The sequence below is a fragment of the Nocardioides turkmenicus genome (assembly GCF_011045035.1).
GTDB classification, from domain to species: domain Bacteria; phylum Actinomycetota; class Actinomycetes; order Propionibacteriales; family Nocardioidaceae; genus Nocardioides; species Nocardioides turkmenicus.
The window spans coordinates 186,328-209,625 of record NZ_JAALAA010000005.1; the positions used below are offsets into that span (position 1 = coordinate 186,328).

The 23,298-nt window shown below is 65.3% G+C and carries 25 protein-coding genes; 11 read left to right on the forward strand and 14 right to left on the reverse strand.

Annotation, left to right across the window (positions count from 1 at the left end; all coding sequences use genetic code 11):
- Positions 1 to 258: 258 nt before the first annotated feature.
- The 3 genes from cutA (G5C66_RS07715) to G5C66_RS07725 are packed head-to-tail and all read left to right on the forward strand — an operon-like array spanning position 259 to position 1,788.
- Positions 259 to 594: a divalent-cation tolerance protein CutA gene (gene cutA / locus G5C66_RS07715; protein WP_165110376.1), complete on the forward strand. Its 336-nt coding sequence runs from the start codon at positions 259 to 261 to the stop codon at positions 592 to 594.
- The gene (locus tag G5C66_RS07720) at positions 581 to 1,573 is read left to right on the forward strand and encodes a helix-turn-helix domain-containing protein (protein WP_165110377.1); all 993 of its coding nucleotides are present in this window, start codon (positions 581 to 583) and stop codon (positions 1,571 to 1,573) included. The genes cutA (G5C66_RS07715) and G5C66_RS07720 overlap by 14 nt, the downstream gene beginning before the upstream one ends.
- Positions 1,570 to 1,788, forward strand: coding sequence for a hypothetical protein (locus G5C66_RS07725; protein WP_165110378.1), 219 nt, complete (start codon positions 1,570 to 1,572; stop codon positions 1,786 to 1,788). Before G5C66_RS07720 ends, G5C66_RS07725 begins: the two co-directional genes overlap by 4 nt.
- A gap of 395 nt (positions 1,789 to 2,183) precedes the next feature.
- On the opposite strand, the gene G5C66_RS07730 is transcribed toward G5C66_RS07725, so the two are convergent.
- The 9 genes from G5C66_RS07730 to G5C66_RS07770 form a co-directional block, all read right to left on the reverse strand.
- A complete protein-coding gene (locus G5C66_RS07730; RefSeq protein WP_165110379.1) occupies positions 2,184 to 2,444 on the reverse strand; it encodes a hypothetical protein in 261 nt (86 codons plus the stop codon).
- Positions 2,441 to 2,701, reverse strand: a complete 261-nt coding sequence (locus G5C66_RS07735) for an HNH endonuclease (RefSeq protein WP_165110380.1) — start codon at positions 2,699 to 2,701, stop codon at positions 2,441 to 2,443. The genes G5C66_RS07730 and G5C66_RS07735 overlap by 4 nt, the downstream gene beginning before the upstream one ends.
- Before the next feature lie 429 nt (positions 2,702 to 3,130).
- On the reverse strand, positions 3,131 to 3,391 hold the full coding sequence (locus tag G5C66_RS07740; RefSeq protein ID WP_165110381.1) for a hypothetical protein: 261 nt from the start codon (positions 3,389 to 3,391) through the stop codon (positions 3,131 to 3,133).
- A gap of 718 nt (positions 3,392 to 4,109) precedes the next feature.
- Complete coding sequence (locus G5C66_RS07745; RefSeq protein ID WP_165110382.1) at positions 4,110 to 4,856, reverse strand: hypothetical protein; 747 nt, start codon at positions 4,854 to 4,856, stop codon at positions 4,110 to 4,112.
- A gap of 36 nt (positions 4,857 to 4,892) precedes the next feature.
- Positions 4,893 to 5,288 carry a hypothetical protein gene (locus G5C66_RS07750; RefSeq protein WP_165110383.1) on the reverse strand — a complete coding sequence of 132 codons (396 nt, stop codon included), beginning with the start codon at positions 5,286 to 5,288 and terminating at the stop codon, positions 4,893 to 4,895.
- Positions 5,285 to 5,452: a hypothetical protein gene (locus G5C66_RS07755; protein WP_165110384.1), complete on the reverse strand. Its 168-nt coding sequence runs from the start codon at positions 5,450 to 5,452 to the stop codon at positions 5,285 to 5,287. The genes G5C66_RS07750 and G5C66_RS07755 overlap by 4 nt, the downstream gene beginning before the upstream one ends.
- 928 nt (positions 5,453 to 6,380) lie before the next feature.
- Positions 6,381 to 7,571 carry a hypothetical protein gene (locus G5C66_RS07760; RefSeq protein ID WP_165110385.1) on the reverse strand — a complete coding sequence of 397 codons (1,191 nt, stop codon included), beginning with the start codon at positions 7,569 to 7,571 and terminating at the stop codon, positions 6,381 to 6,383.
- A 973-nt stretch (positions 7,572 to 8,544) separates the two neighbouring features.
- Positions 8,545 to 10,035: a recombinase family protein gene (locus G5C66_RS07765; protein ID WP_165110386.1), complete on the reverse strand. Its 1,491-nt coding sequence runs from the start codon at positions 10,033 to 10,035 to the stop codon at positions 8,545 to 8,547.
- 14 nt (positions 10,036 to 10,049) lie between these two features.
- Positions 10,050 to 10,328: a hypothetical protein gene (locus tag G5C66_RS07770; protein WP_165110387.1), complete on the reverse strand. Its 279-nt coding sequence runs from the start codon at positions 10,326 to 10,328 to the stop codon at positions 10,050 to 10,052.
- Here G5C66_RS07770 and G5C66_RS26430 point away from each other — a divergent pair.
- The 8 genes from G5C66_RS26430 (at position 10,308) to G5C66_RS07810 (ending at position 17,530) form a co-directional block, all read left to right on the forward strand.
- Entirely contained in the window at positions 10,308 to 10,631 is a 324-nt protein-coding gene (locus tag G5C66_RS26430; RefSeq protein ID WP_338144102.1) for a YraN family protein, read from the forward strand. The genes G5C66_RS07770 and G5C66_RS26430 overlap by 21 nt on opposite strands.
- Positions 10,631 to 12,214, forward strand: coding sequence for a YifB family Mg chelatase-like AAA ATPase (locus G5C66_RS07780; protein WP_206443823.1), 1,584 nt, complete (start codon positions 10,631 to 10,633; stop codon positions 12,212 to 12,214). The genes G5C66_RS26430 and G5C66_RS07780 overlap by 1 nt, the downstream gene beginning before the upstream one ends.
- On the forward strand, positions 12,211 to 13,383 hold the full coding sequence (dprA, locus tag G5C66_RS07785; protein ID WP_165110389.1) for a DNA-processing protein DprA: 1,173 nt from the start codon (positions 12,211 to 12,213) through the stop codon (positions 13,381 to 13,383). Before G5C66_RS07780 ends, dprA begins: the two co-directional genes overlap by 4 nt.
- A gap of 29 nt (positions 13,384 to 13,412) precedes the next feature.
- Complete coding sequence (locus tag G5C66_RS07790; protein ID WP_338144103.1) at positions 13,413 to 14,375, forward strand: tyrosine recombinase XerC; 963 nt, start codon at positions 13,413 to 13,415, stop codon at positions 14,373 to 14,375.
- Positions 14,376 to 14,590: 215 nt separating this feature from the next.
- On the forward strand, positions 14,591 to 15,196 hold the full coding sequence (locus G5C66_RS07795; RefSeq protein WP_206443824.1) for a hypothetical protein: 606 nt from the start codon (positions 14,591 to 14,593) through the stop codon (positions 15,194 to 15,196).
- 105 nt (positions 15,197 to 15,301) lie between these two features.
- Positions 15,302 to 15,694 carry a hypothetical protein gene (locus G5C66_RS07800; protein WP_165110390.1) on the forward strand — a complete coding sequence of 131 codons (393 nt, stop codon included), beginning with the start codon at positions 15,302 to 15,304 and terminating at the stop codon, positions 15,692 to 15,694.
- 530 nt (positions 15,695 to 16,224) lie between these two features.
- Complete coding sequence (gene cutA / locus G5C66_RS07805) at positions 16,225 to 16,560, forward strand: divalent-cation tolerance protein CutA (RefSeq protein WP_165110391.1); 336 nt, start codon at positions 16,225 to 16,227, stop codon at positions 16,558 to 16,560.
- Positions 16,547 to 17,530, forward strand: a complete 984-nt coding sequence (locus G5C66_RS07810; RefSeq protein WP_165110392.1) for a helix-turn-helix domain-containing protein — start codon at positions 16,547 to 16,549, stop codon at positions 17,528 to 17,530. Before cutA (G5C66_RS07805) ends, G5C66_RS07810 begins: the two co-directional genes overlap by 14 nt.
- A 689-nt stretch (positions 17,531 to 18,219) precedes the next feature.
- Here the strand turns inward: G5C66_RS07810 and G5C66_RS07815 are convergent.
- The 5 genes from G5C66_RS07815 to G5C66_RS25565 all read right to left on the reverse strand — a co-directional run bounded on the left by G5C66_RS07815 (position 18,220) and on the right by G5C66_RS25565 (position 23,298).
- Positions 18,220 to 18,528 carry a hypothetical protein gene (locus G5C66_RS07815; protein WP_165110393.1) on the reverse strand — a complete coding sequence of 103 codons (309 nt, stop codon included), beginning with the start codon at positions 18,526 to 18,528 and terminating at the stop codon, positions 18,220 to 18,222.
- Between the two features lie 4 nt (positions 18,529 to 18,532).
- The gene (locus G5C66_RS07820) at positions 18,533 to 21,139 is read right to left on the reverse strand and encodes a carbohydrate binding domain-containing protein (protein ID WP_165110394.1); all 2,607 of its coding nucleotides are present in this window, start codon (positions 21,137 to 21,139) and stop codon (positions 18,533 to 18,535) included.
- A complete protein-coding gene (locus G5C66_RS07825; RefSeq protein WP_165110395.1) occupies positions 21,139 to 22,527 on the reverse strand; it encodes a phage tail protein in 1,389 nt (462 codons plus the stop codon). Before G5C66_RS07825 ends, G5C66_RS07820 begins: the two co-directional genes overlap by 1 nt.
- A gap of 136 nt (positions 22,528 to 22,663) precedes the next feature.
- Entirely contained in the window at positions 22,664 to 22,921 is a 258-nt protein-coding gene (locus G5C66_RS07830; protein WP_165110396.1) for a hypothetical protein, read from the reverse strand.
- On the reverse strand, positions 22,918 to 23,298 hold the full coding sequence (locus G5C66_RS25565) for an HK97 gp10 family phage protein (protein WP_206443825.1): 381 nt from the start codon (positions 23,296 to 23,298) through the stop codon (positions 22,918 to 22,920). The genes G5C66_RS07830 and G5C66_RS25565 overlap by 4 nt, the downstream gene beginning before the upstream one ends.

Consider the following 23,298-nt stretch of genomic DNA (forward strand, 5'->3'; position numbering starts at 1 on the left):
CGGCGTTCTTCAGGCGACAACTTCAGGCATGGCGGGTGTGAGCCGATGCCGCCCCACCGCAGCCCGCACGTGTCGCACTTGTTCGCGTCGTTCTCTGACACCCGGCTACCCCGTCACTCGCTCGTCTGGCTCCCAGAGCGCCGACAGCATCCACACCCCTACCGTCAGCGCTCCGGGGTGATCCGAGAACACCACGCGCCGCTAGGTCGACGGCAGAGGTTCGCTGTCCGACGTTCCGACGACCACTAGGCTTGACCCATGACTGAGACGACGGAGTTTTGTACGGTGGCTGTCACCTTCGATGACGAAGGCGCAGCGTCGGAGTTGGCCGCCGCGATCGTAAGAGAACGACTGGCCGCGTGTGCTCAGGTAGAGGGTCCGATTCAGTCCGTTTTCTGGTGGGAGGGTGCTGTGCAGTCCGAGAAGGAATGGCGCGTCGACTTCAAGACAACGACGGCACTACTTGACACGCTCACGGCGCGGGTCGTGGAACTTCACACCTACGACGTACCGCAGGTCATCGCGTCGCCCCTCAACGGTGGACTAGACGCCTATCTCGACTGGATCAGAGAAGAGACGAATGCGCGTAGTTGATCCAAGTTTCGGCGTCAGGCTTCGGGAGGTACGGACAGCCCGTGGCCTGAGTCTGCGTGACCTGTCGGCGCTGTGCTACCTGAGTAAGTCGCAGATCTCCGAATACGAGAACGGGCGCCGCCGCCCCTCGTTCGATATCGCATCGACGCTCGATGACGCACTAAACGCGAACGGCGAACTATCGGCACTCGTCACAGAAACGCGTGTCGAGAATGTCGAACTGATATCGGCTGCAGTGGCCGCGCCGCGTCAGATCAACGCCGAACAGGTCGACGCTCTAGCAAGTGCTCTGGCGTTGAGTCGGCACCTAGACGACTCGCTACCGGCGTCGGCGTTACTGCCCTCCGTCGAGGGCCAGTTGGCGACGGTTCAGATTCTCGCTCGCGACGCACGCGGACCAGCGGCGCACGAAATGCAGATCGTGGCGGCAGAGTTCGGCCAGTTCGCCGGTTGGCTTAACTGCCAGGTGCGCAACGACAAACGCGCGGAATCGTTGCTGTCGACGGCAGCACGTGACGCAATGACGCTCAACGCTCCAGATCTCGCTTCTCAGTGTCATAACTTCAGAGGCGCTGTCGAGCGTCGCAAAGGCAACGCACGCGGCATTGCACGATGGTTTATGGCCGCGTATGAGACGCCAGGGACCAGCGACTTACACAGGGTCGACGCTGCCATTCAGGCAGTGCATGGAATGGGGCTTCTAGGGGACCACAAAGGCGCGTCGGCGCTACTCGCAACGGCTGACGATCTGACAACAGCGCTCGATGGGAAAGACGACGTCTCTAGCCCCGTCGCTTACTGGCTCACGCCGTCATGGTTGCGACTGCCGCTAGGGCTCGCTTATCTAGGACTCGGAAACTACGCGAACGCAGCCGACAACCTGCGTACAGGACTAGAGGCGCTTCCGGACGGTTGGCAGAACGCCGAATGGAGCGTCGAATATCGGGAAGCACTCGCACTAGCAGAGGGTGCCGAATGAACGAGCACCTACAGCGCCGCCTAGAGGCAGTGGTCCAGAGCGCCGACGAATGGCAGCGAGCCAAAGCGGTACTAGAGACGCTGGCAGCGAACGAATGGGAAGCGGGCGACCTCCCCGACGCTGAGAACCGGCTGCATGAACAGTTGGTTCATGACGTCCTCACGTTCGCTGACGATTACCGGGATTGGGAGTCGCGCTCCGACGACGGCGGATAGAAAACGCAGAAAGCCCCGTGTCTCTGAATAAGAGACACGGGGCATTTCTTGTCAGGCAGACTCTCCGATGTAGTCAGCCTTAGGGAACAACAGCACGGAACCACGCGGGTGATTTATCGATCGATGCACGCGATGCGGAGCGGTTCCGTGCAAACGCACACGGCGCATTACCCGGCGCTTCAGAGGACCAACACGCGGCAGTGCGACCCATGTTCCATCGTCGTATTTCCACGCCGGTCCTTCATTCTCCGTGAGCCTCTGCAAACAACGTTCCACGTCGGCTAGATCAGCGATCATCCCGAAGTCACGACGTAGCGCGTATGCGACAGACGCCGGGACAAGTCCATCAGGAACACGATGTGTACGAAGCACGGCCAGGACAGCGGCTCTGAGGTTCACAGCGCGACCCTCCGATAAATAGGACGCGCGCGGCCGTTACGTCCCTTGCCCTTACCGCGTTCGGCCAGACCCTCAGCACACAGCACGCTAAGCGCCTCACGCTGCGAACGGCTACGAAGCAATACGCCATACCGATTGATGACACGGTGGAAGATCTCCGGCTCACCGGCGAACGCCTCGTCCAGCACGGCATAAACCGCGTTCTGAATATCGTCGGCGGTCCATCCGCTGTCTTCCTGATTCAATGTCTCTGTCATCGTCGCCACTCCCTAGATGTGGGATTGAATCGGCCTAGTTCGTCGTGGAAACCGTGCGCCGACGTACGCGGTACCGGCACACGATCCACAGGCACCGGCAACGGCTCCACACGCTTACCCTTCGCCAGATTGTGTTTCCGGCACATCGGCTGAAGATTCGACGGAATGAACTGCAGCGACGGATCTACGGCATACGGCACGATGTGATCAATATTCAGGAAGTCGTCGGCGTACTGATCGCCGTCTAGCAGCGTCACGACGCCACATTGCACGCAGCGGATTAGTCCATCATCGCTAGCGTTTCGCCACCGATGGATCATCTTGCGACGTAGGTTCTTCCACTTCGCCGAACCTGTACGGGATTGCTCAGTTGCCATTGTTGTATCCCACCGGCTCATCGACGCGCGGATGCCAACCCATACGCCGCACAAACTCGCGCCACGGCATATCGCGCCGCGACGCGTCCGTCTGTGCCTCCGCTTGCCAGGTCAGCGCATCCGGAGTCCCGAGAACCGAGAACAGCGGATCACTAGGCGTATTCAGCGCGTACTGATATTCAGCGCTAAACGACGGGTGACTGACATACGCGGAGCCTGGCTCAAACGGCCACTCCACGGCGTCGGCTTTGGCGCGGGCTTCGATCTGGCGAGGGGTTAGCGGCCTAGCGCTGTCCTTTCGGCGCGCTCTCATTCGCTGATTCCCAGCGTCGCAAGTGACTGCCGCAGTAGCGCCTGAGTCGCGCGCAGTTCGCCGACAGCGGGCGCGACCTTCTCCCCTTGCGGGCTTTCCTGGATCAGGGGACCGGACGCGACCTTTTCGCGCAGTGCGTCGGCGCGGTCCATCAGATCCGCGATTTCAGCGGCGAGCACTTCGCCGTCAAGTTCTAGCGCGTACTCATCTAGCACGCGGTTTAGCCACTCCTGGCCACGCGTAGGTTTGGTGGTCATTTCGGGGCTCCTTTCTGGGGTTTTCTGGTCTCAGACCATTAGGTCGTTTGGTTCTGAAACTCTCCGTGTGTGTTGATCCCAAAGCCGAGGATGGGAAACCGGAGTGCGGGGGAGGGATGGGTGCCTGCCCCTAAGCCGATCTAACGCGCTCACAGCGACTCACCGACAGCGGGAGACCGTCGCAGTACGAACGGCGCTTAGAACGCAATCTCGCAAGCCGTAGACATGCGTTAGAGCCAGCGAGACAACGCCAATAGCAAGCCGCTTAGCGCGACGTCGAGCGCATCGGGTAGTCAGCGCGACAGTTGCAACCGCAGCGTTGCGCCGCAGCCGCATTGCGACAGCACCAACAACCACGACGCGCCCGACGTCGAGCGATAGCGCCAGTTATGGCGAGTTATGGCAGTCGCGTTTACACAGCCTCAGGTTTCGGCGTTGCACCGTGCCGTGCGGCAATGGGTCTGTATAAACACAGCAGTACGCCCCGGCGCCAGTGCCACACGGGCACGGCACCGGGGCGCACGTAGTAGGACCGGACTAGCGCCTATCGGGCAGGTAGCGGCAGCATGGGATCGGTAATGCCATACCCCGCAGCGATCACCCGCGCCACACCCGGCGATACCCGGTCAGCCTGAGCGAATCGCAATAGGTCATTGATGCTGACGTCTGCGCCCTGTAGGCGTAGTACGTCGGCTAGTTCCGCTAGCGGGATCACGCGTCACTCCCACTCGGCGGACGCCTCAATGCCGCCACTCTGAAGCGCGCCAATGCGTCCGTTGTTCTTCCGTGCCTCATCGGGCGGCAGGAGCGCGAAAGTGCACCCGACCTCGGCGGCGACGGCGAACCAGTGAACGGCGCTGTAGTGGGACGCAGCCGCGATGTTGCCGCGCACCCCCTTACGCATCGCCATGTGCAGTCGTAGCGCGTCAGCGGCGCTCATCTCGTCGGGCAGCACGACATAAGCGGCGGGGTACTTCTCTACAGTGTCGAATCCGTAGATTGCCGTCAGAGACGAGACAATCCCGTTAAGCGCCGCGACAGCAGCCGACGCCTTATCGACAGCGACCAGGACCGGCGTAGGCGTGTGCTGCCGGTTTTCGGGGTCAGTGCTCGCAGGGATCAGTGGGGCAGCCGCAGACAGCGCCTCAGTGTGAAGCACCGACGCAACCTCAGCGGCAACATAGATCTCCGACGCGTGCGCCCGGACAACCTCCAGCGTCTCACTCTCGTAGATCTCTTCCACAGCACGCGCAACGCCGGACTGAACAGCGATTGCCTGTGAGGCGGCGTCAGCGAGAACAGCAGCGCGAGCCTTATCCGTCGTAGCGGCGGCGTAAGCCTGTGCGGTTGCCTGAAGTGACGGGATAGCGGGTAGTGGACGCTCAGCGTTGAGAGCATCCTTTACGGCGTCGGGTAGAACGATTCGCGCACGCTCTAGACGGGCTACGGACTCTGACATATTCATGCGGGTTTCCTTACAGGTAGGGGGTTTAGTGGTTTCTCAGAACCAGGGGTCGCCAGTGCCATAGGCGCGCATGACCATGTCCTCGACAGCGTCGCCTAGCGTCTGCTTTCCTAGGTCGTAGTCCGGGACCATTCCCTGCGTAGGGCTCGGCTTCGGTCCGGTGTAGCCGTCGCGGACAGCGACAGCCACCAGCGCCTTAGCAACCTCCATATCAGTGCGGTCTCCGGTCTGCTCCGCCTTTTCAATAGCGGCGCGAGCGTCGGCCACGCGGTCGACAGGCTCAGGCTCAGGCCCCGACTCACCGAACAGACCGCCAAAGTCAGCGTTCTCCTGCGCAGGGCTCTTTGTGTCATCGGATCGCGACGGGTCTACCGTCTCGCCGAACAGGGACTCGATAGCCGCGATGCCAGCGGCGCGCACGTCGTTAGTCACCAGCGTGCCTCTACGATCTCGTCGTACTTCTTCGAAAGGTAGACAAGCGCGGCGCGCGCTGCCTTAACAGCCTCAGGCGGGTATCCCTGAACGCTTCCCTGTGCCACGTTTCGGATACCAGCGAACTGCATATCGAGTGAAGCCATTTCAGACGGCTTAGTCATGATTGATTCCTTATGTGGGGTGCGTGGATTAGAAGCAGCGACGGCGCACCCACGAAACGCCGTCGCTGCAAGATTGGGGAAGGGACCAGACGCCGTCACGCGTCCGTAACCGCGATAAACGACGGCGCCCGGTCCCTATTGGGAGGTACCCGAAAAGGGGACGTACCTTCACCAAACCGACGCGGGCGCACCGCGTCGGAGAATGTGTGGATGCGCGGCTGTCCCTCGTCCCTAATCGAGAGACAGCCGCGCGGGGTTGATGACACCCAGAGAGGGGCGCGGAGACTTCCCGGTAACCCCTCTACTCTTATGTAACAGCACCTACTCACTAGACATTCAGAGCCGTATCCGCTTCATATCGGGATGCGTCCTATAGAACGCTGTAACCTGCGCCCGTGTCTCAGCATCGGCAGCGCGCAACATCTGGCGTAGGGATTGCTGTCCGTCGTGGTCGATCACGGGGTACGGCGCAAGGGTTCGGGTTACGCGTACTCCGGGCGTCCCGAGTAGTGCAGCAACCTGCCCATTACGGCGCTTACGGCGATGGGGCAGCAGCGCCGCCCTATCCGCCGTATGAGCGTCGATCCTGTCGGCGGCGTGTTCCTCTTGCCTCTCGGCGCTACCTAGCGCGCTACGTGCGGCTAGAGCCTCACGTTTCGCGGCGCGTGCGTCGGATTGGCGGGCTTCCCATTCACGCTCCAGGTCTCGGCGTCGGTCCTCACGTAGTGCGCGACGTAGGCGCCACAATGCGCGCTCCAGTGACGCAGCAGGTAGGCAGTCGGTCATTTGGTTATTCCTCCTTGGGTGTCTCCGGGTCTCAGATTGCGATCTGACGGCCTTTCATGGGTTAGATGGCCACAGGGGCGCCCCAGGGCGTTACAGCGCTCCAGGGACGCCCCTTTGCTTCTCAGGCGTCGGAATAGACGGACTACGGCGCCAGCGAGTACGTCACGATGCCGTTAGCGTCAGTGTCCGCGACGATCACGCCCGACGCCTCTAGCGCCTCCATCGCCTCATCGGCGTAGTCACGAATAGAGCGCGCCACCTTGTTACGCAGACGCCCAGCCGATAGCGGACCGGTCACAAGAACCGTTTTGATCCGTTCTGACGCCCGACGCAGGTTATCGGCTTCGGTATCGGTAGGCGCGTCCTGAGACACAGTGAACTTGCCGCCATGCTTCATTCGTACCGTGATATCGACTCCTTCGGCCTCAGCACCAAAGCGCGCGGGGTCAGCGTCGATAGCGAGACGGACAAGCGTCTCTAGAATCTCGTCACGAGACAAGACGGGCAGAGTGGACATATCGAATAACTCCCTTTCCGGGGTCGGCGCCACCGTGCGGCGTGCGCTCGAATCTGTGTGCTCGATACCTAAAGCACGGAACACTTCGAATAGACGTTGACGCGAGAACGCACGGGGCGGCGTCGGCGGTATCGCGTACCTAGAGAAGTCCTCAACGAAGAACTCTTCATCCTCACCGATGTAATCGGACCATGCGGCTACCAGACGATCACCGTTAGCGATGACAACGTCAACATCGATAGGGGCACCCGGCATAGCGTCGGGGCAAAACACGTACTCCAGTAGCGCCCATGTCGCGGTTCCCCATTCGTCGCAACGCACGTTCTCCCGATGACGCGCGTTCCGTTCCTCACGAGACATGCCGTTACCCGATGCGCGCTTCTTGCGTTCCGCTAGAGGCAGCGTCCGGATAACGACACCGGCAGCCATCGACAGATGACGCAGAAACTCGGCGTCCGGCTTGTAGGAAGCGCGGCGCCACGTCGACAGAGCCTCAAACGTCGTGTCAGACGGCTCAGGAGTGGCCTGTAACGCGAGTACGGCGGCAGTGGCAATGTTGCTGCCCGTGACGTTCCCTTCGGGCGTCACAACGACGTTACGAGACGTACGCCGCGCGTCGGGTGACGTCCTGAAGAACCGCGACAGTTCGATAGGTGCGGGCACCTTCACATGTGCGGGTCTGTCGTCGCCAGGGACACGGACACTGCCGCGTAGTTCGCGTTCCTTCGGGTCACGGTCGCCGAAGTGGATACGAAACCGCTCAGCGGCAAAGAACGCGGCGACGTCGAAACGGATTGGTAGTGGTGGGTCGGACATAAGGGTTTCCTCTTCTCAGGGGACGGCTGACTCTTGCCAGTCGCAGGACGCGCCAGCGTTTACACGCCAGCACGAAACACAGGTGACCCGTTGTGGGTCTGGACCTACTCCCGACGTAAGACAGGGCAACACCGGGGCATGTAGCGCGGGGCAGGGTCTACGTCGGAGATACGTCGGGACGGGCGCTAGCCGTCTCACCGTTAGGCTGAATGCGGTAATCGCGAGACAGGGAAGGTACTTCCTCCCTTACTAGATTGCGTGTAATAGCAGCAGCGCTCTTACATACATATAGGGCCGGGGCATAGTCGTTTCCCTGTCTCGCAGTTACCGCACTTCGGCCTAACGTCCGGGACGGATTAGCGCCCTCCGGCGACGTTTACACGCGGTGCGTCGAGTCCAGCGGCGCGCGCCGCATGGATCAGGGCACGGTCACGGGCGCGGTGGGCGCGTTTGCGGCAGGGTACGCCGCAATACAGCGGTTTCTGTCCGCGCCGGTTCTCGCGGGTCCACTCCTTGCCGCAGTGGTCGCACTTATAAGACTCCATCGTCGGTCTCCTTTCGGCGGTAGGTATTTGGTTACCGGGACGCGTTTAGGGCAAAAGAAGTTGCCCCGCTATGGGCACCACTCCACAACGGGGCAACTCCCCCCAACCAACCCGGAGAAGAAGTCTTGCGAGCCGCCCCGGCGTCACGCCGGACCGGCACAGATACGTAACAGGCCAACAGCGCCCGAAACGCTCACCTGACTATGTGAGGACCAGTCGCGCCCGAAACGCTCACATGAGTTTCAGCGGCGCCGGTCGCCTCAGGAAGTGAAAGCCCCAGCGGCGCCGGGATCGCTCGCAACTTCCCAGGATGTGAGATAAGCAGCGGCGCCAGAGGCTCTAGAACGCGTTTACACGGCCTAGTAGACGCAGAACGGCCCGTGGCCCCATTACAGGGTCACGGGCCGGTCTACGGCGATCCTGTGGTGTTACATGTCCTCGCAGACCTGGCGCCACAACTGCGCGGCGTACTCGCCAGCGTCGGGCAGGTCGAACCGCTCGGACAGTGGTTGTACCTTGCCGCCTTGCATCCCCGGCTTTACGACGATGCGCGACGGCAGACCATCGGCCAGGATCTGCCTACGCTCGCTATCGGTGTTCGCGGCGTCGTAGCGCTGCCGGATCGTGCGCATGTCGGTAGGCGGTTGGACTTCGGCGGCAGCGTCGGCAGCGGCAGCCTTATCCCGGAGCGCAGCAAGGCGCGTTGTCAGAGCGTTGAACGACGCCAGGTCATCGGCAGTCGCGGAACCACTCGTTAGGCGGCGCTGAACGTCGCTGTGAGCGTCTTCGACGGCTGCCAGTTCCCCAGCGTCCACCGAATCGATAACGGGGCGTTCAGGGACGATTACGAGACCACCGACAAGCGCCAGTACGAAACGAGTTACCAGATCGTCAGCGAGCGCGATTGTCACCGTTACCGGGCCAGGGCACAGCAACCCGCCACGGCACCGATAGCGGGCAGTGGCGTGTGCCGGACGATGCGGATACATGATCCGTCCGCATGATGCGCACTCCAGCAGTCCGGAAAGCAGCGCCGGGGAACGCTTACCGGCCGGTGCGTCTCGACGGACAGCGCGAGCGCTCAGGGCTTCCTGCAACTCCAGCCAGCGCGGATAGGAAATGAGCGCGAGAGAATCTAGGCGTACTGCGACGCCGTCAGCGTCACGACGTACGCCGCCATTCGTGATAACGCCGTAAAGCGCCGGGGATTCGAGAATCTTTCGCGTGCCGTTGCTGTACCAGGATTTGCCCTTTGGTTTCCATCCGCGCTCTGTCCATCCACGCGCGACAGACAGAATAGATCCACCGTCGATGATGTGATCGACAGCCCAGAGGACATGTGCCGCCTTTTCAGGGTCCGGCGCCCACGTGTGCCCGCCACCTTCACGGGGCACCTTCATAACCCACGCCGGACGCTGCCCGCCGTGGATTCTGTCCGGCGTTGACCGTACCTCGGCGCGGTGAGAATGGATACGTTCGCGGATAGCGTCGCGCTCACTCTTCGCGAGCGCACCCATGACGGCTACTTGGATATCCCACGTCGCCGATTCCGAATCCAACGAGTCCTTATAGGACAGGAAACGAACCGGCTTATGCGACGGCTCGCCGTCAGCGTTTACTCCCTCTACGACGTCGAGGAATGTTGCGAGTGCAGCCGTGCCGCCACGGGATACACGGTCCAACTTCCACGCGAGAAGGTGAGTAGCCCGTTCGCTCTTCGCGTCGTCCAGCCACGCCAGAAGACCGGGACGCTTCCGCAGAGCACCAGACTTCCCGTTGTCGGTGTGTACGGCGATCACGTCGAGTCCGTGACGCGCGGCTAGTTCCCGTAGATCCTTCTCCTGTGTTTCGAGACCCGTAGACGCATCGTCAGCCTTGCCTGAGAGGCGAAGGAGGAGCGACGCCGTGCCGTGGTTCATGCGTCGATTGTCGCTCATTCGGCGATCACCGATGCAATCACGTGAGCCGTCGCTACGGACAGCATCGCGTCGGTGATGTAGTCCGACGCTTCACGCGGCCACGCACGGTGAATCAGCGACGTCAGCGCCTCATCAAGGAGCGCGGGACACTCGGACGGCACAGCGTCGGCGGCGAGCACCAGGAGGTGCTGCAGGTCGCGGATTGCGGCGCGGTCGACCTCGTCGGGGGCAGCGGTCGCGGCAGCCGTGAGCGCGATCTCAGCGGCGGCGATGTGGGTACGAAGGTCAGTCATGGCGGGTTCCTCAGGTTACCTAGATTCCCCTTCCGCAACTGGCGCTGCGACGACGGAGAGATCGACCTGGTCCTCCGTGACGGCGACACGCTCGTCGTCTGCGAGGTGAAGACGCGCAGCCATGACGGCTGCGGCACTCCCCACGAGGCGGTCGACAAGACCAAGCTCGACCGGCTGAAGCGGTTGGCGATCGCCTGGCTGCAGCAGCACGACGCGCGGGCCCCGGGGATCAGGATAGACCTGGTCGCGGTGATGCACGCGCCGCGTGGATCCGCGCTGGTCGAGCACGTCAGGGGTCTGTGATGGGATACGCGCGAGCTCATGGCGTTGCGCTTCGCGGCGCCGTCGGCCACCTGGTCGACGTGCAGGCCGACGTCTCGCCGGGCCTGGTCGGGGTGACGCTGGTCGGGCGTGCCGACAGCGTCCTGGCCGAGGGACGTGACCGGGTGCGGATGGCGATCATCAACTCCGACCTCGACTGGCCTGCGACCAAGCGGATCACGGTGCTGCTCTCCCCGGCCGATCTGCCGAAGGGCGGCTCTCACTACGACCTGGCGATGGCGCTGGCGATCCTCGCAGCAGGCGGTGAGATCGAGGCGGCCGGGCTGGAGCGTACGGTCTTCATCGGGGAGCTCGCGCTGGACGGCGGGCTGCGGCCGACCTCCGGCGTGCTGCCGATGGTCCTCGCCGCCTCTCACGCCGGGATCGCCCGGGTCGTCGTGCCGGAGCCGCAGGTGGCCGAGGCGCGGATGGTGCCGGGGATGGAGATCCTGGGGTTCCGCTCGCTCGGCCAGGTCGTGGCCGAGCTCCGGGGCGAGCCGGTGCCGGACGCGCCGCCGGTCGCCACCGGCACCGGTGGCAGCCTGCTCGGCTGGCGCGGCGACCGCAGGCTCGACGACATGGACATGTCCGACCTGCGCGGCATGCCCGAGACGCGCTACGCGGTCGAGGTCGCCGCCGCCGGGGGACACCACCTGCTGCTCAAGGGGCCGAAGGGCTGCGGGAAGACCTCGATCGCCGAGCGGATCCCGACGATCCTGCCCGACCTCTCCCGCGAGGAGTCGCTCGAGGTGATGGCGGTGCAGTCGCTGGCCGGCGTGCTCGACGTCGATCGCGGGCTGCTGACCCGGCCGCCGTTCTCGGCTCCCCATCACGACGCCTCGAAACCCGGCATCATCGGCGGCGGCAGCGGCCGGGTCCGACCTGGCCAGGTCTCGCTGTCCCACGCCGGCGTGCTGTTCCTCGACGAGTTCCCGCTGTTCAAGAGCGACGTCATCGAGTGCCTGCGCGAGCCGCTGGAGAGCGGCGACATCACCGTGTCCCGCGGCGAGGAGTCGGTGACCCTACCGGCGCGTGCGCTGGTGGTGCTTGCCGCCAACCCGTGCCCGTGCGGCAACTACGACGCCTCGATCACCAAGGACGGCTGCATCTGCCGGCCCAACGAACGCCAGGCCTATGACCGCAAGGTCTCCGGGCCGATCACCGACCGCATCGACATCGTCCGCACGTTGCGGCCGATGTCCGAGCAGAACCACGACCCGTGGGGTTCGGAGACCAGCGCCGAGATCCGCGATCGGGTCACGGCGGCCCGGCGCCGCCAGCGCGAGCGCTACGCCGACTTCGGATGGCGGCTCAACGGCCAGGCCAGCGGGATCGCCCTGCGCGACCACTGGCCGCTGCCACCTGCCGCCGAGGCGCTCATCGACTCGCGGATCTTCTCGGGTGCTCTGACCCGTCGCGGCGCGGTGCGGGTGCATCGCCTGGCGTGGACGGTGGCCGACCTCGCGGGGGTCGACTGGCCGGGCGTCGCCGAGACCGAGACGGCGCTCGCGCTGCGTGGCGGTGGCTCGCTCACGGTCTCGGCCTTCGAGGGGAGGTCGGCATGACCGCGGCGCCCGTCGCTCCGGGCTTCACCGACCTCGAGCGCGAGCGGCTGGCACGGATCGCGCTGACCCAGCTGGTCGAGCCCGGCACCCCACTGCTCGACACCTGCATGGTCGGATCCACCGCCACCGAGGTCTACCGGCGCTTCGCCGAGGAGGATCCCGAGCTCGGCGACGACGGCCTCGAGGCGAGGACGCGGCTGGCCGAGATCCACCCCGACCGCGACCTGGAGCGGGCAACCAACGCCGGCTTCCGCTACGTCATCCCCGGAGACGAGGAGTGGCCCGTCCAGGTCGAGCGGCTCGCCGGGCAGGAGCCCCTCCAGCACCGCACCGGCACGCCGCTCGGCCTGTGGGTCCGGGGGCCGCTCCTGCTCAGCGACCTCGACCGCTCGGTGGCCGTCGTCGGTTCCCGCGACGCGACCTCCTACGGGGCCGACGCTGCGGCGAGGATCGCTGCGGACCTCGCGGTCAACGACTTCGTGACCGTCTCGGGCGCAGCGGTCGGTATCGACGCGGCCGCGCACCGCGGCGCGCTCACCGGCCCAGCCGGGAGCACCGTCGCCGTGTTGGCCGGTGGTGTCGACGTTCCCTACCCGCTGCGCAACCGGCGCCTGATCGACGCGATCGCCGAGAGCGGAGCGGTGATCTCGGAGATCGCTCCCGGCTTCCCGGTCACCCGCTACCGGTTCCTCTCCCGCAACCGGATCATCGCTGCTCTCGCTCGCGGCACCGTGGTCGTCGAGGCCGCGGCGCGCAGCGGCTCGCTCAACACCGCCCACTGGGCCTACAGCATCAACACACCCGTGATGGCGGTGCCGGGCCAGGTCGGGGCGATGACCTCGGTCGGCACCCACGAGCTCCTCCGCAACGGCAAGGGCGTCCTCGTCACCGACGGTCTCGATGTACGCGAGCTCGTCGGCGACATGGGGGAGGCCCTCCCTACCCAGCCCCGAGGCCCCGTACGCCGCCGCGACTCGCTCACCTCCGTCGAGAAGCAGGTCCTCGACGCGGTTCCGGTGAGCAGCCCGTCCTCCCAGCTCGACATCGCCAGATCGGCCTGCCTGCACCCCAAGACGGCCGGCACCGCCTTGTCACGCCTCGAGGCGCTCGGGCTCGCCGAGCGGTTCCCCGAGGGGTGGCAGCTGGCTCCGGGCGCGGCTCGCACCTGAGGAAAGGCTCAGCATCTACCCTGGCTCAGGTGAGCGCTGATCCCGAGGACGCCCCGGAGAGCGGGGCCGCGGACGTGGAGCTGGGCGAGGCCTATGCCGCGCTGCTCGGCGACTACGAGCGACACCTCAGCGCCGAGCGCGGCCTCTCCGACCACACCGTTCGGGCCTACCTGGGCGACATCCGCAGCCTGCTCGACCACGCCGCCCGCATGGGCCGAACCGAGCCCGAGGCGATCGACCTGCGCACGCTGCGCAGCTGGCTGGCCAAGCAGCAGACGACCGGCCACTCGCGTACGACTCTGGCCCGGAGGGCCACCGCGGCCCGCGTCTTCAGCGGCTGGCTCGTCCGGACCGGACGCGCGCAGGTCGACGCCGGCGCGGCGCTGGGCTCACCCAAGGCCCACCGGACCCTTCCGCCCGTACTGCGTCCCGACGAGGTCGAGTCCCTCATCGCCGCTGCGATCGCCGCCGCCGAGGACGGCACCGCGGTCGGGATGCGTGACATCGCCGTACTGGAGATGCTCTACGCCACCGGCGCCCGGGTCGGCGAGCTCGTCGGGCTCGACCTCGACGACGTCGACTACGAGCGACGGGTCATCCGCGTGCTCGGCAAGGGGCGTAAGGAGCGGATGGTGCCCTTCGGTGGGCCGGCGGCGCGGGCGCTGGACCGCTGGGTCGTCCGCGGCCGTCCCCAGCTGATCACCGAGTCCTCCGGGCCGGCGTTGTTCCTCGGAGCCCGCGGCGGCCGCCTCGACCAGCGTGCCGTACGCACGCTCGTCCACCGCCGCCTCGCCGACGTCCCCGGCGCCCCCGACCTCGGCCCCCACGGACTGCGCCACAGCACCGCCACCCACCTGCTCGAGGGCGGCGCCGACCTCCGCTCCGTACAAGAGCTCCTCGGCCACGCCAGCCTGGCCACCACTCAGATCTATACCCACGTCAGCAGCGACCGGCTCCGTAAGGCCTACCGCCAGGCCCACCCCCGCGCCTGACCCGCCGAGACGTCAGCCGCGTTGGCCGAGACGTCAGAAATGGCGGCCGAGAAGTGAGTTGTGGGCGACGAAAGTCGAGTTTCGTCGCCCACAACTACGGTCTCGCCCGCCACAGCTACCGATTCGGCACGGCCTCGGGGCCTACGCCAGATCGCGTACGCAGCCACCTCCGCCACGCGGACGCCGCCATGTCTCCGACAAGCCAGCCTGATGGCATGACCAGGAACCCGACATCCGGCAGGCCGACCCGACTGCGGCCCGGCGTACGCAAGGCAGTGCTCGTGCTCCACCTCCTCGGGGTGGGAGCGTGGCTCGGCGTCGACGTTGTCGTCGGCATCATGGCCGCCATCGGCACGGGGTCGGGCGATGCCGCCGACCGCGGCCTGGCGCTTCAGGTGTTCGGCACGTATCTCGCCGGACCGATGCTCGCCGCCGGCGTGATCGTGCTGGCGACCGGACTGGTGCTCGGCTGGGGGACCAAGTGGGGCCTGGTGCGGTTCTGGTGGGTCGCGGTGAAGCTGGTGATCAACGTGGTGCTCGTCGCCTTGATCCTGCTGGTGCTGATGCCAGGCATGGCGGAGGTGCGGACGATCGGCGAGGTCCTGGCCGCGACCGGCGAGCTGACCGGAGACGTGAGCAGACTGCGCTTCCCGCCGGCGGTCTCCCTGACCGCCCTGACGATCGCGGTCGTGCTGTCGGTGTACAAGCCCTGGGGACGCACACGGTTCGGCGAGCGCGGCTATAGGACCGGGTCGCCCCGCCAGAGGGGGAGCAGCCGGACCGGGCGTGGGGCGTCGACGAGCAGCAGCGGGTCGAGGTAGACGTCGTCGGCATTACTTCGCTAGTACACCGGCCTAGTACGGCCCCGGTGGTGCGTGAACACCGACCGGGGCCTAGGCGTCCACCTAGCAGAAGTAGGCGACACCGTGAACGAAGTATCCCCCCGTGGCGAGGCCACGAACAACACCTCATGCCCCTCGTGCGGCAACAAGGACGCGTGGCATGGCGTGATCACCGAGCCCGGCGACCCCGAGATGTTCGCGTGCGACGAGTGCGGCCACGGAGTGGTCGTGATGCCGGATCCCGGGTTGGCCCCCATGGTCACCAGCGACGAGATCACGGAGGACGAGAACTTCATCGAGAAGGCCCTGGCCAGCCACAGGGCCGCCGCTGCGGCGTTCGATGAGTCGGAGTGGGCCGACCTCGGCCGGCGCTTGCTCGAGGCGCACCTGGAGCGAGACGACATCCCGCTGTACCTGAGTCAGTACATCTCCGACCTGTCCGGCATCACGATCAAGCGCCTCTGGTCGGAGGGCTGAGCCATGAGACGGGCGCTTCTTGCTCTGGTCGTAATGTCGGCCACCCTGACCGGTTCGATCGCTCCGGTCGAGCCAGGGGCGTCCGTCCCGGCCTCCAAATGGTCACCCGAATGCACCGCCGAGGACCTGGACGACGGGGCCTGTCTCACGTGGGACGACATCCGCAATCAGCCCACCTACTCTCAGATCCCGTGATGGGACATCGCTGACCGATTCAAGCCGCACAGCCAGTGACCTAGCGCGTGGGACGCTCCTGCTGGACGGGGCGCTTCCTAATCTCGTCGTAAAGCGCTCGGCGCTCCTCGGGCTCGAGTTCGAGACACGGTGGATGAGAGCCTGCCGGACCCCACCGCAATCCGCAGTGGTCGCACAGCATCGGATCGTCCATCACGTGTCCCGTCACATCGTTGGCTTGGCTCCCAGGACGCCGCTGGCGCGGTGCCCCGGGGTAAGCCCAGAACATCACCGTCAGGCGGAACAGCGGCAGGGGTTCGCTGTCCGACATCGCCTCAGCCACTAGCCTGAGGCGTATGGAGACCCCCGAGTTCATTCACGTACACGTGACCATTGACGACCGAGATGCAGCCCAGGGCCTGCTATCCAAGGTCGTGGGCGAACGGCTCGCCGCCTGCGGGCACCTGGACGGCCCGATCACGTCCACCTACTGGTGGGAGGGCAACCTGGAGACGGAGGAGGAGTTCCGCCTGGAGTTCAAGACCACCTCGGATCTGTTCGACAAGTTGGCCGCTCGAGTCACCGAGCTGCACACCTACGATGAGCCCCAGGTAATCGCCACCCCGATCCTGAAGGGCAGCGAGTCCTACCTTCAGTGGATCAGGGATGAGACGAGTGATGCGCGTAGTTGATCCGACGTTCGGCGTGAGGCTGCGGGAGCTGCGTAACTCCCGTGGTCTCAGCCTGCGTCAGTTGGCGACGCTGGCGTACGTCAGCAAGTCGCAGATCTCGGAGTGGGAGACTGGGCGTCGGCGTCCCTCCTTGGATCTCGCCCAGACCCTGGACGAGGCCCTGGGAGCAAACGGCGAGCTGGCCTCCCTCGTCATCGAGCGTCCCACCGATGTTCTCGTGTCGGCCGCTATCGCGGCTCCGCGCCAGATCGACGCGGAGCAAGTTGAGGCCCTCCCGGGGACCCTTGCGTTCAGCCGTCGCCTGGACGACTCGCTCCCGGCGTCAGCGCTGCTGCCTGCCGTCGAAGGCCAGTGGGCCACGGTGCAGATCCTCGCTCGCGACGTACGAGGGCCGGCAGCCAGGGACCTGCACCTCGTGGCGGCTCAGTACGGCCAGTTCGCAGGATGGATGAACAGCCAGGTCCGCAACGACAAGCGCGCCGAGTCGTTGCTATCGACCGCCGCACGCGATGCCCTGACCTTGGGGGATCCCGATCTGGCCTCTCAAACGCACGGGTTCCGTGGAGCGCTAGAACGCAGGAAGGCGAACCCCCGAGGTATCGCGCGCTGGTTCATGGCTGCGTACGAGACGCCCGGAATCAGCAACCTGCACAAGGTGGACGCCGCACTGAAGGCCGCACACGGACTAGGCCTGCTCGGGGACCAGCGAGGCGCTGGCGACCTCCTCAACAAGGCTGATGACCTCACCACCGCGTTGCCCGATGACGCATCGTCACCAGTTGCCTACTGGCTGACCCCGAGCTGGCTACGCCTTTCCGGAGGGCTCGCACACCTCGGTGTCGGCAATCACCAGCGCGCGGCTGACAGCTTGCGGGCTGGCCTCCATGCCATGCCAGATGGCTGGGAGGAAGCGGAGTGGGCAGGGGAGTACCTCGACGCTCTGTCGCTGGCTGAGGCCGCTGGACCATAACCCGAGGGAATTCACGCCGTACAGATCGGACATCGGCTACTTGGTGCTGGAGAACGTGTACTTCATCGACAAGAAGATCGATTGAGGACTTTCGGCCCTAGTCGACGGTTGCCTGGTCACCAAGGTTGATGAGTTGGGCGTGACGTTGAGCACTTTTTACGTGAAAGCGCAGAGGTTACGCCTCTTTCACTCGAAGTCGTGTAACGATTTGATAACGGCGAGTGGTTCATTCCAGACACAAAAGTGCGCTCATCTGGACAGTTACCCACCGGTACTCGGCCCTGGCGACCTCTCGTACACAGGTTCGATCGAGTTATCCACAGGGGGTGTGGATAACCTCCCAGGCTTGTCGCCGACGTTGTCGCTGCGACGTGCTTTCATAGATGCACCCCGGGGCACTACACGGCTGTAACTAGCATCCACGTACCCAGAGGTGTTCACCTGAAATCACGCAGGTGACCGGTCATTCCGCCAAAGAACCCCGGTCACCTGCGCCTTGGACCCTTAGGAGGGCCATGCCGTGACCGTATCAACTTACGCAACACATGTGCAGATCCTCGGGGGTGCGGCGTGAGCTGGACCAACGACGCACAGTCCGACGATTGCCCCGTCTGTGGCCTCGCTGCCTCTGACGCCACCAAGCACCGCGACGGGGGTAAGTGGGTAGCCGCGTACGTGTGCCCGCTCGATCACCTGTGGCTCGTCACCTGGCTCGCCCCGGCAGCCTGAGCAACAGCCTTAGGCCGGCGGGTCACGGTGCCCTCCAGCACCGTGACCCGCTCGGCCAGATCGCCCACACTGGCCTCGATCCGGTCGAGCTGGTCCTTCACATGGGACCCGCCGTTGTTCGTCGTCAGGGTCGCCTCGAGGGCGGTGACGGCATCGTTGGTCTGCTTGGTCCGGCCGCTGTCTAGCCACGCCTTGAAGGCGAGGTAGCCCAGTACGGCGATGACGACAACGACCTGCATCCAGGTCGACACGGTGGGGATCTCGGGCATTGGATCACGCTCCTGCTGGGTAGACGGCATATAGCGAGACGTACGCCGCCGCGCCGGACCCGGTCAGGTAGACCTTGACCGTCCCGTTCGTCCAGACGAACAGGCGGGCCTGGTTGGCGGCGGGGTTCTGGGGCGGGGTCAGCGTCGCGATGTCCGCGCCGGCTGGCCGGGCTTCGGGCGGGAGGGTCCCGATGGTGTGGCCCGGCGAGGAGTTGAGCGAGAGAGTGCCGGTGGCCGTCTCCTGGATGCTGCCTCGGAGGAACACGACGCCGTTCTTGATTCGGTACTGCGGCACGCCTGCCTCCCCGGCCTGGTAGCCGCTGGCCAGGGGGATGTTGATCCATCCGCCGGCGGCAGGCGCACCCGCCAAGGCAGGCTGAGCGTTCGGGCTCGCCACCGCGCCCAGCGAGCCGAACCCGACGCCGATCGTCCAGCGCTTGGGCGTGATGGTGTGCTCGATGCTGGCGATGTTGAGGAGCTTGTCCGCGATACCAGCCTCGTCGTTCCAGATCCGGACGTGGTCGTAGAGGTCGACCAGGACCTTGGAGGAGAGCGTGGTCGGGATTCTGTCAATGTCCTCGGCCTTGAAGATGCCCAGGGTGAGCGCGTTCACCTTCTTCTCGGGGTTCGCGTTGGCGGCCAGGACGCTGTTCGCGTACGCGGAGAAGTAAGCCGTGTCGAGCGTGGTGCCTGGGTTCACGGCGACGGTGAACTCCTGGGAGTGGGTACCCCACTCTCGGATGCTCGGTTCGTCGCGGTACGGCCCGAACGTCCACTCCTCGGTCTCGGCCTCGGAGCCTGTGCCGGTGATCCGGAGAGCCTTGATGACGACCTCGTTGATGCACCTGTCCGTGTCGTAGTCAACGGCGAAGTCGGCCAGATAGTCGCTCTCGTTCCACAGGTCGTGGTCGGTCGTGCCGATGACCTTGCCGCCGGTGCCCTGCTCCTGCACGTTGAGGACGCCGTTGCGACTCACCCAGGCGTACGCCGGCTTGCCCCACTCCTGGAGCCACGTGTCACGAGCCACTGCAACGATGTCGAGCACGCTCGCGTTGTCGTTGACGTAGGCCGTCTCAGCGGTGCCGATGGACTGGTTGATGCCGCCCTTGATGTCGTAGGGGACGTTCACGCCCTCCATGACTTCGGGCAGGTCATCGATCAGTACGACGCCGTTGCTCCGGCGGGTGTTGGCCAGCTCGCTCACAGCATCGACGGCGGTCAGGGTGATGTTGGCCCGCTTGGCCTCGTCCTCGTAAAGAAGGTCATAGTCGACCTTCGCGCTGGAGACCTTCCCGAGGAAGATTGGCTCCCACGCGCCGCTGACCAGCGCCGAGAGCCGGACACGCCGACCGGGCCGGATCGTGTCCGCCGTCGACGGGTCCAGTGAGGTGTCCTTGATGTTCGCCTGGAGCGTGCCCACCTCCAGTTCGTTGCGCTGGACGGAGATCGTGTTGGCCGAGCCAAGGATGTCGGTGTAGACGATCGGCGGTACGTAGGCGAACTGCGTAGTGGGGGACTCGGCGTTCGAAGAGGAGGCGTTGGGAGTTCCGCTCCAGCTCGCCGTCCAGCCGGTCGGAGGGTTCGAGCCATCGAACCACTCACCGAGGGTGGAGGTCTGCTCGAGCATGAACCCGTCGAACCACCAGGAGCCGCCGTTGGTCTGGCACAGCATGGCGATGTAGTCGAGGACGTTGTACTTGCCGCTGTTGAAGGAGACAGAGACGCGAGTCCAGGTGTTGGCTGCGAGGGCGAACGAGCGGTTGAAGCTCGTGGCGGCGGTGCTGGTGGTGGACCGTAGCCGCGTCCCGACGACCAGTGTCCGCGCGGCGTTGGTGCGCGCGTAGAAGGACAGGACGTACTGCTTGTTGGTCGTCAGGGCCTGGTCGCCGTAGCCGCCTGCCGATGCCAGCAGGCCACGCACCCAAAGAGTGTTGGCCGACGACACGACGGACTTGAGGCTGTAGGTGCCCCTCCATGCCTGGTCTGTCGCACGGGTGACGGTGTTGCCCGCGCCCTGGGCAACGAATCCGTTGAGGTTCGTCTCGAGGCTCGGGTTGCGGACCTGGTTGACCCGGGTCTGTGTCGCGACGTTGGAGGCCGTCTCGATCATCTGGACCTCGCGGAAGGTCACCGAGGAGTTGACGGGCGGGTTCACGTTGCCGTTGCCCGACACGGCGATCCCGAAGGCGACATAGGCGGTCTCTGCCGGCGCGGCCGGCGAGGTGTAGAACTTCACGCCGAGGGTGTTGAGGTAGGTCGCGGCGTAGTAGGTCGCGATCACCGTGCCGTCTGCCCGGTAGAACTCGGAGAGTCGTCGGTGATAGACGCCGGTGCTCGAGGTCGCAACGATGTCGGTGCGGCCCTGGTAGTACTTCCCAGGGCTGGCAGGCATCTTCGAGGTCAGCGCTCGGTACTGCTGGGCGTTGGGACTGGAGACGATCAGGGCCGGGCCGCCCCCGCTCGTCGTACTTTCGAGTACCGTCTGGTCGACCGGGGTGATCCAGCCCCACGCCCCGAGCTCCCCGCTCGGGTTCTGGACGAGGTTCTGGATCTCGCTCGGCGTCTCGATCTCCAGACGGAGGTAGTCAGCGGTGTTGAACTCCTGCGCCATCAGAACCTCACACCTGCCGCCTTGCCGACCCGGAGGATGCTCGCCAGCTCCTTGGCCAGTGCGACCTTGTCGGTACCAGGGGTCGCCTGGATCGTGATGTAAACCTGCTGGCCGCCGCCGGCCCCGGCACCGCCCTCGAGCGAGAGCGCGCGCGGGTCCAGGGCACCCTCGACGGCCTGGGCAGCGGTGCGGGCGTACTTGTCGACCCCGGATGCGTAGCCCTGCATGGTGAACTTGCCGATCTCGGCGAACACCTTGGACGGCGACCTGATGCCAAGCAGCGACTTGGCCTTGCCGACCGCATCACCGATCGGTCCCGTGACGGCGGAGATCAGCCGGGAGGCGTACTCCTGCACGCCGTCGATGAAGCCTCGCATCAGGTCTCGGCCGGCCGAGACCAGTCGACCGCCGAGGTTGCCCAGGGCGCGGATGAGGCGACCGGGCATGGCACGGAAGTAGGAGACGATCGTGGAGATTCGCTGGGAGATCGCCGAGCGCATGTTGGAGAAGAACCCGGCGATGGCGGCAGCCCGGGAGCGGATCCCGGCGGCCAGGCTGACCATGGCGCGGACGAATCCGGCGATGGAGCCGACGACCCGGGCCACGACCCGGATGACCGTGGAGAGGTAGCGCGCGTAGAAGACGATCAGGGCCGGGACGACCTTGCCGAGGATGAACTGGGCGACCTTCACCAGGACCGGCAGGATGCGCGTCTGGAAGGTCTGCCACAAGCGGCCGAGGATCGGCACGACCTTGGCCTGGATGATCCGCCACGCCTGGGCAAGGGCGGGCAGGACCGATGTCTGGATCGTCTGCCACAACTGGTCCAGGGCGGGCTTGATCGCTGTTACGAACATCTGCCACAGCCGCTTCAGGGCGGGCACCAGCTTCTCGTCCACGAAGGCCCGGAACTGGTCGTTGTTCTTGTAGAGCACGACGAAGATCGCGGCCACGGCCGCAACGACCGCCAGGATGATGCCGAACGGTCCCAGCATGAACTTGGTGGCCGCGCCGATGGCCTTCTGGAGGCCGGGCATCTTCTCGAACGCGGCGTTCGCCAGGTCGGAGGCACCAGTGATACCCATGATCGCGGTGGCACCAAGTTCCATCTGCATGGCGGTGCCCTCGGAGATGACCCCGGTGGCCTCCATCGCCCCGGCCAGGTCACCGATACCGCCGGCCACCTGGGCCGAGGTCGTGGCCATCGCGTCAGCGCCCTCACCAGCCCGGGACATGCCCCGCTCCATCGAGTCGGCCGCGCGCTCGGCACGGTCCATGCTGCGCGCCGCCGAAGTCATCTCGGTGTCGACGGTCGAAGAGAAGGTCTTGACGCTCTGGGTGGCCTTCTCAGCCTCGGCCAGAATGCTGATGCGGATCGGTCCAGCCATGGTCACTTCCTCCTCTTCTTGCTCAGCTCGATGAAGGCGTTGCGTTCGCCGATGGTCAGGTGTGGGTACTCACTCGGAGGCACCCCGGTAGCGAGGCAGAACGCGGCTAGTTGCTCTGCCCGCTCGCGGGATGCCGTCAGGCTTCCCCCGCGTCGATGTCCTCGTCTGCGCGGAAGTAGTCGGTCAACTCGCGCATGGTCGCGTCCATGGCGGCCTGCTTGGCTTCCTTGTCGGTCTTGCCCTCGCGGCGGTGCTCGGTGAACAGCAGCGCGCGGAGGAACATCATCGGCTTGTCCTTCAGCGAGGTGATCTCGCCGAACGCCTTCTCGATCGCGATCTCATCGAAGCCGTTGAGGCTCTCGAAGACCTCGTCAGCCGTCTTCTCGGATGTCATGAGTCGAACCCCTTGTCCTGGATGATCTTGTTGATGCCGTCCTCGAGCATCTGGACCGCTCGCGGGCCCACGACCTCGTCGGCCTTCTGCATGAACCCGACGCCGCGGATGCCTCGGGCTGGCCACCCGTAGTTGATGGCCCCGGCGTACGGGACGCGGGCGCGGCCAGCGGTGACGACGGCCTTGCCCTTGGCCCTGTTGCCTCGGATGGAGGCGCGGAGAGCGCCTGTCCGGGTAGGGGCGGCGGCCTGGGCTACGTCGGTCGCGGCCTTGGCCACGTCCGCCATGGCGTCCTTCAGGTCCTCGAGGTCAACGCCGATTTCCAGCAGGCCCTTGACGACCTGCCGGAGACCCTGGACGCTGCCCTCGCCGGCCAT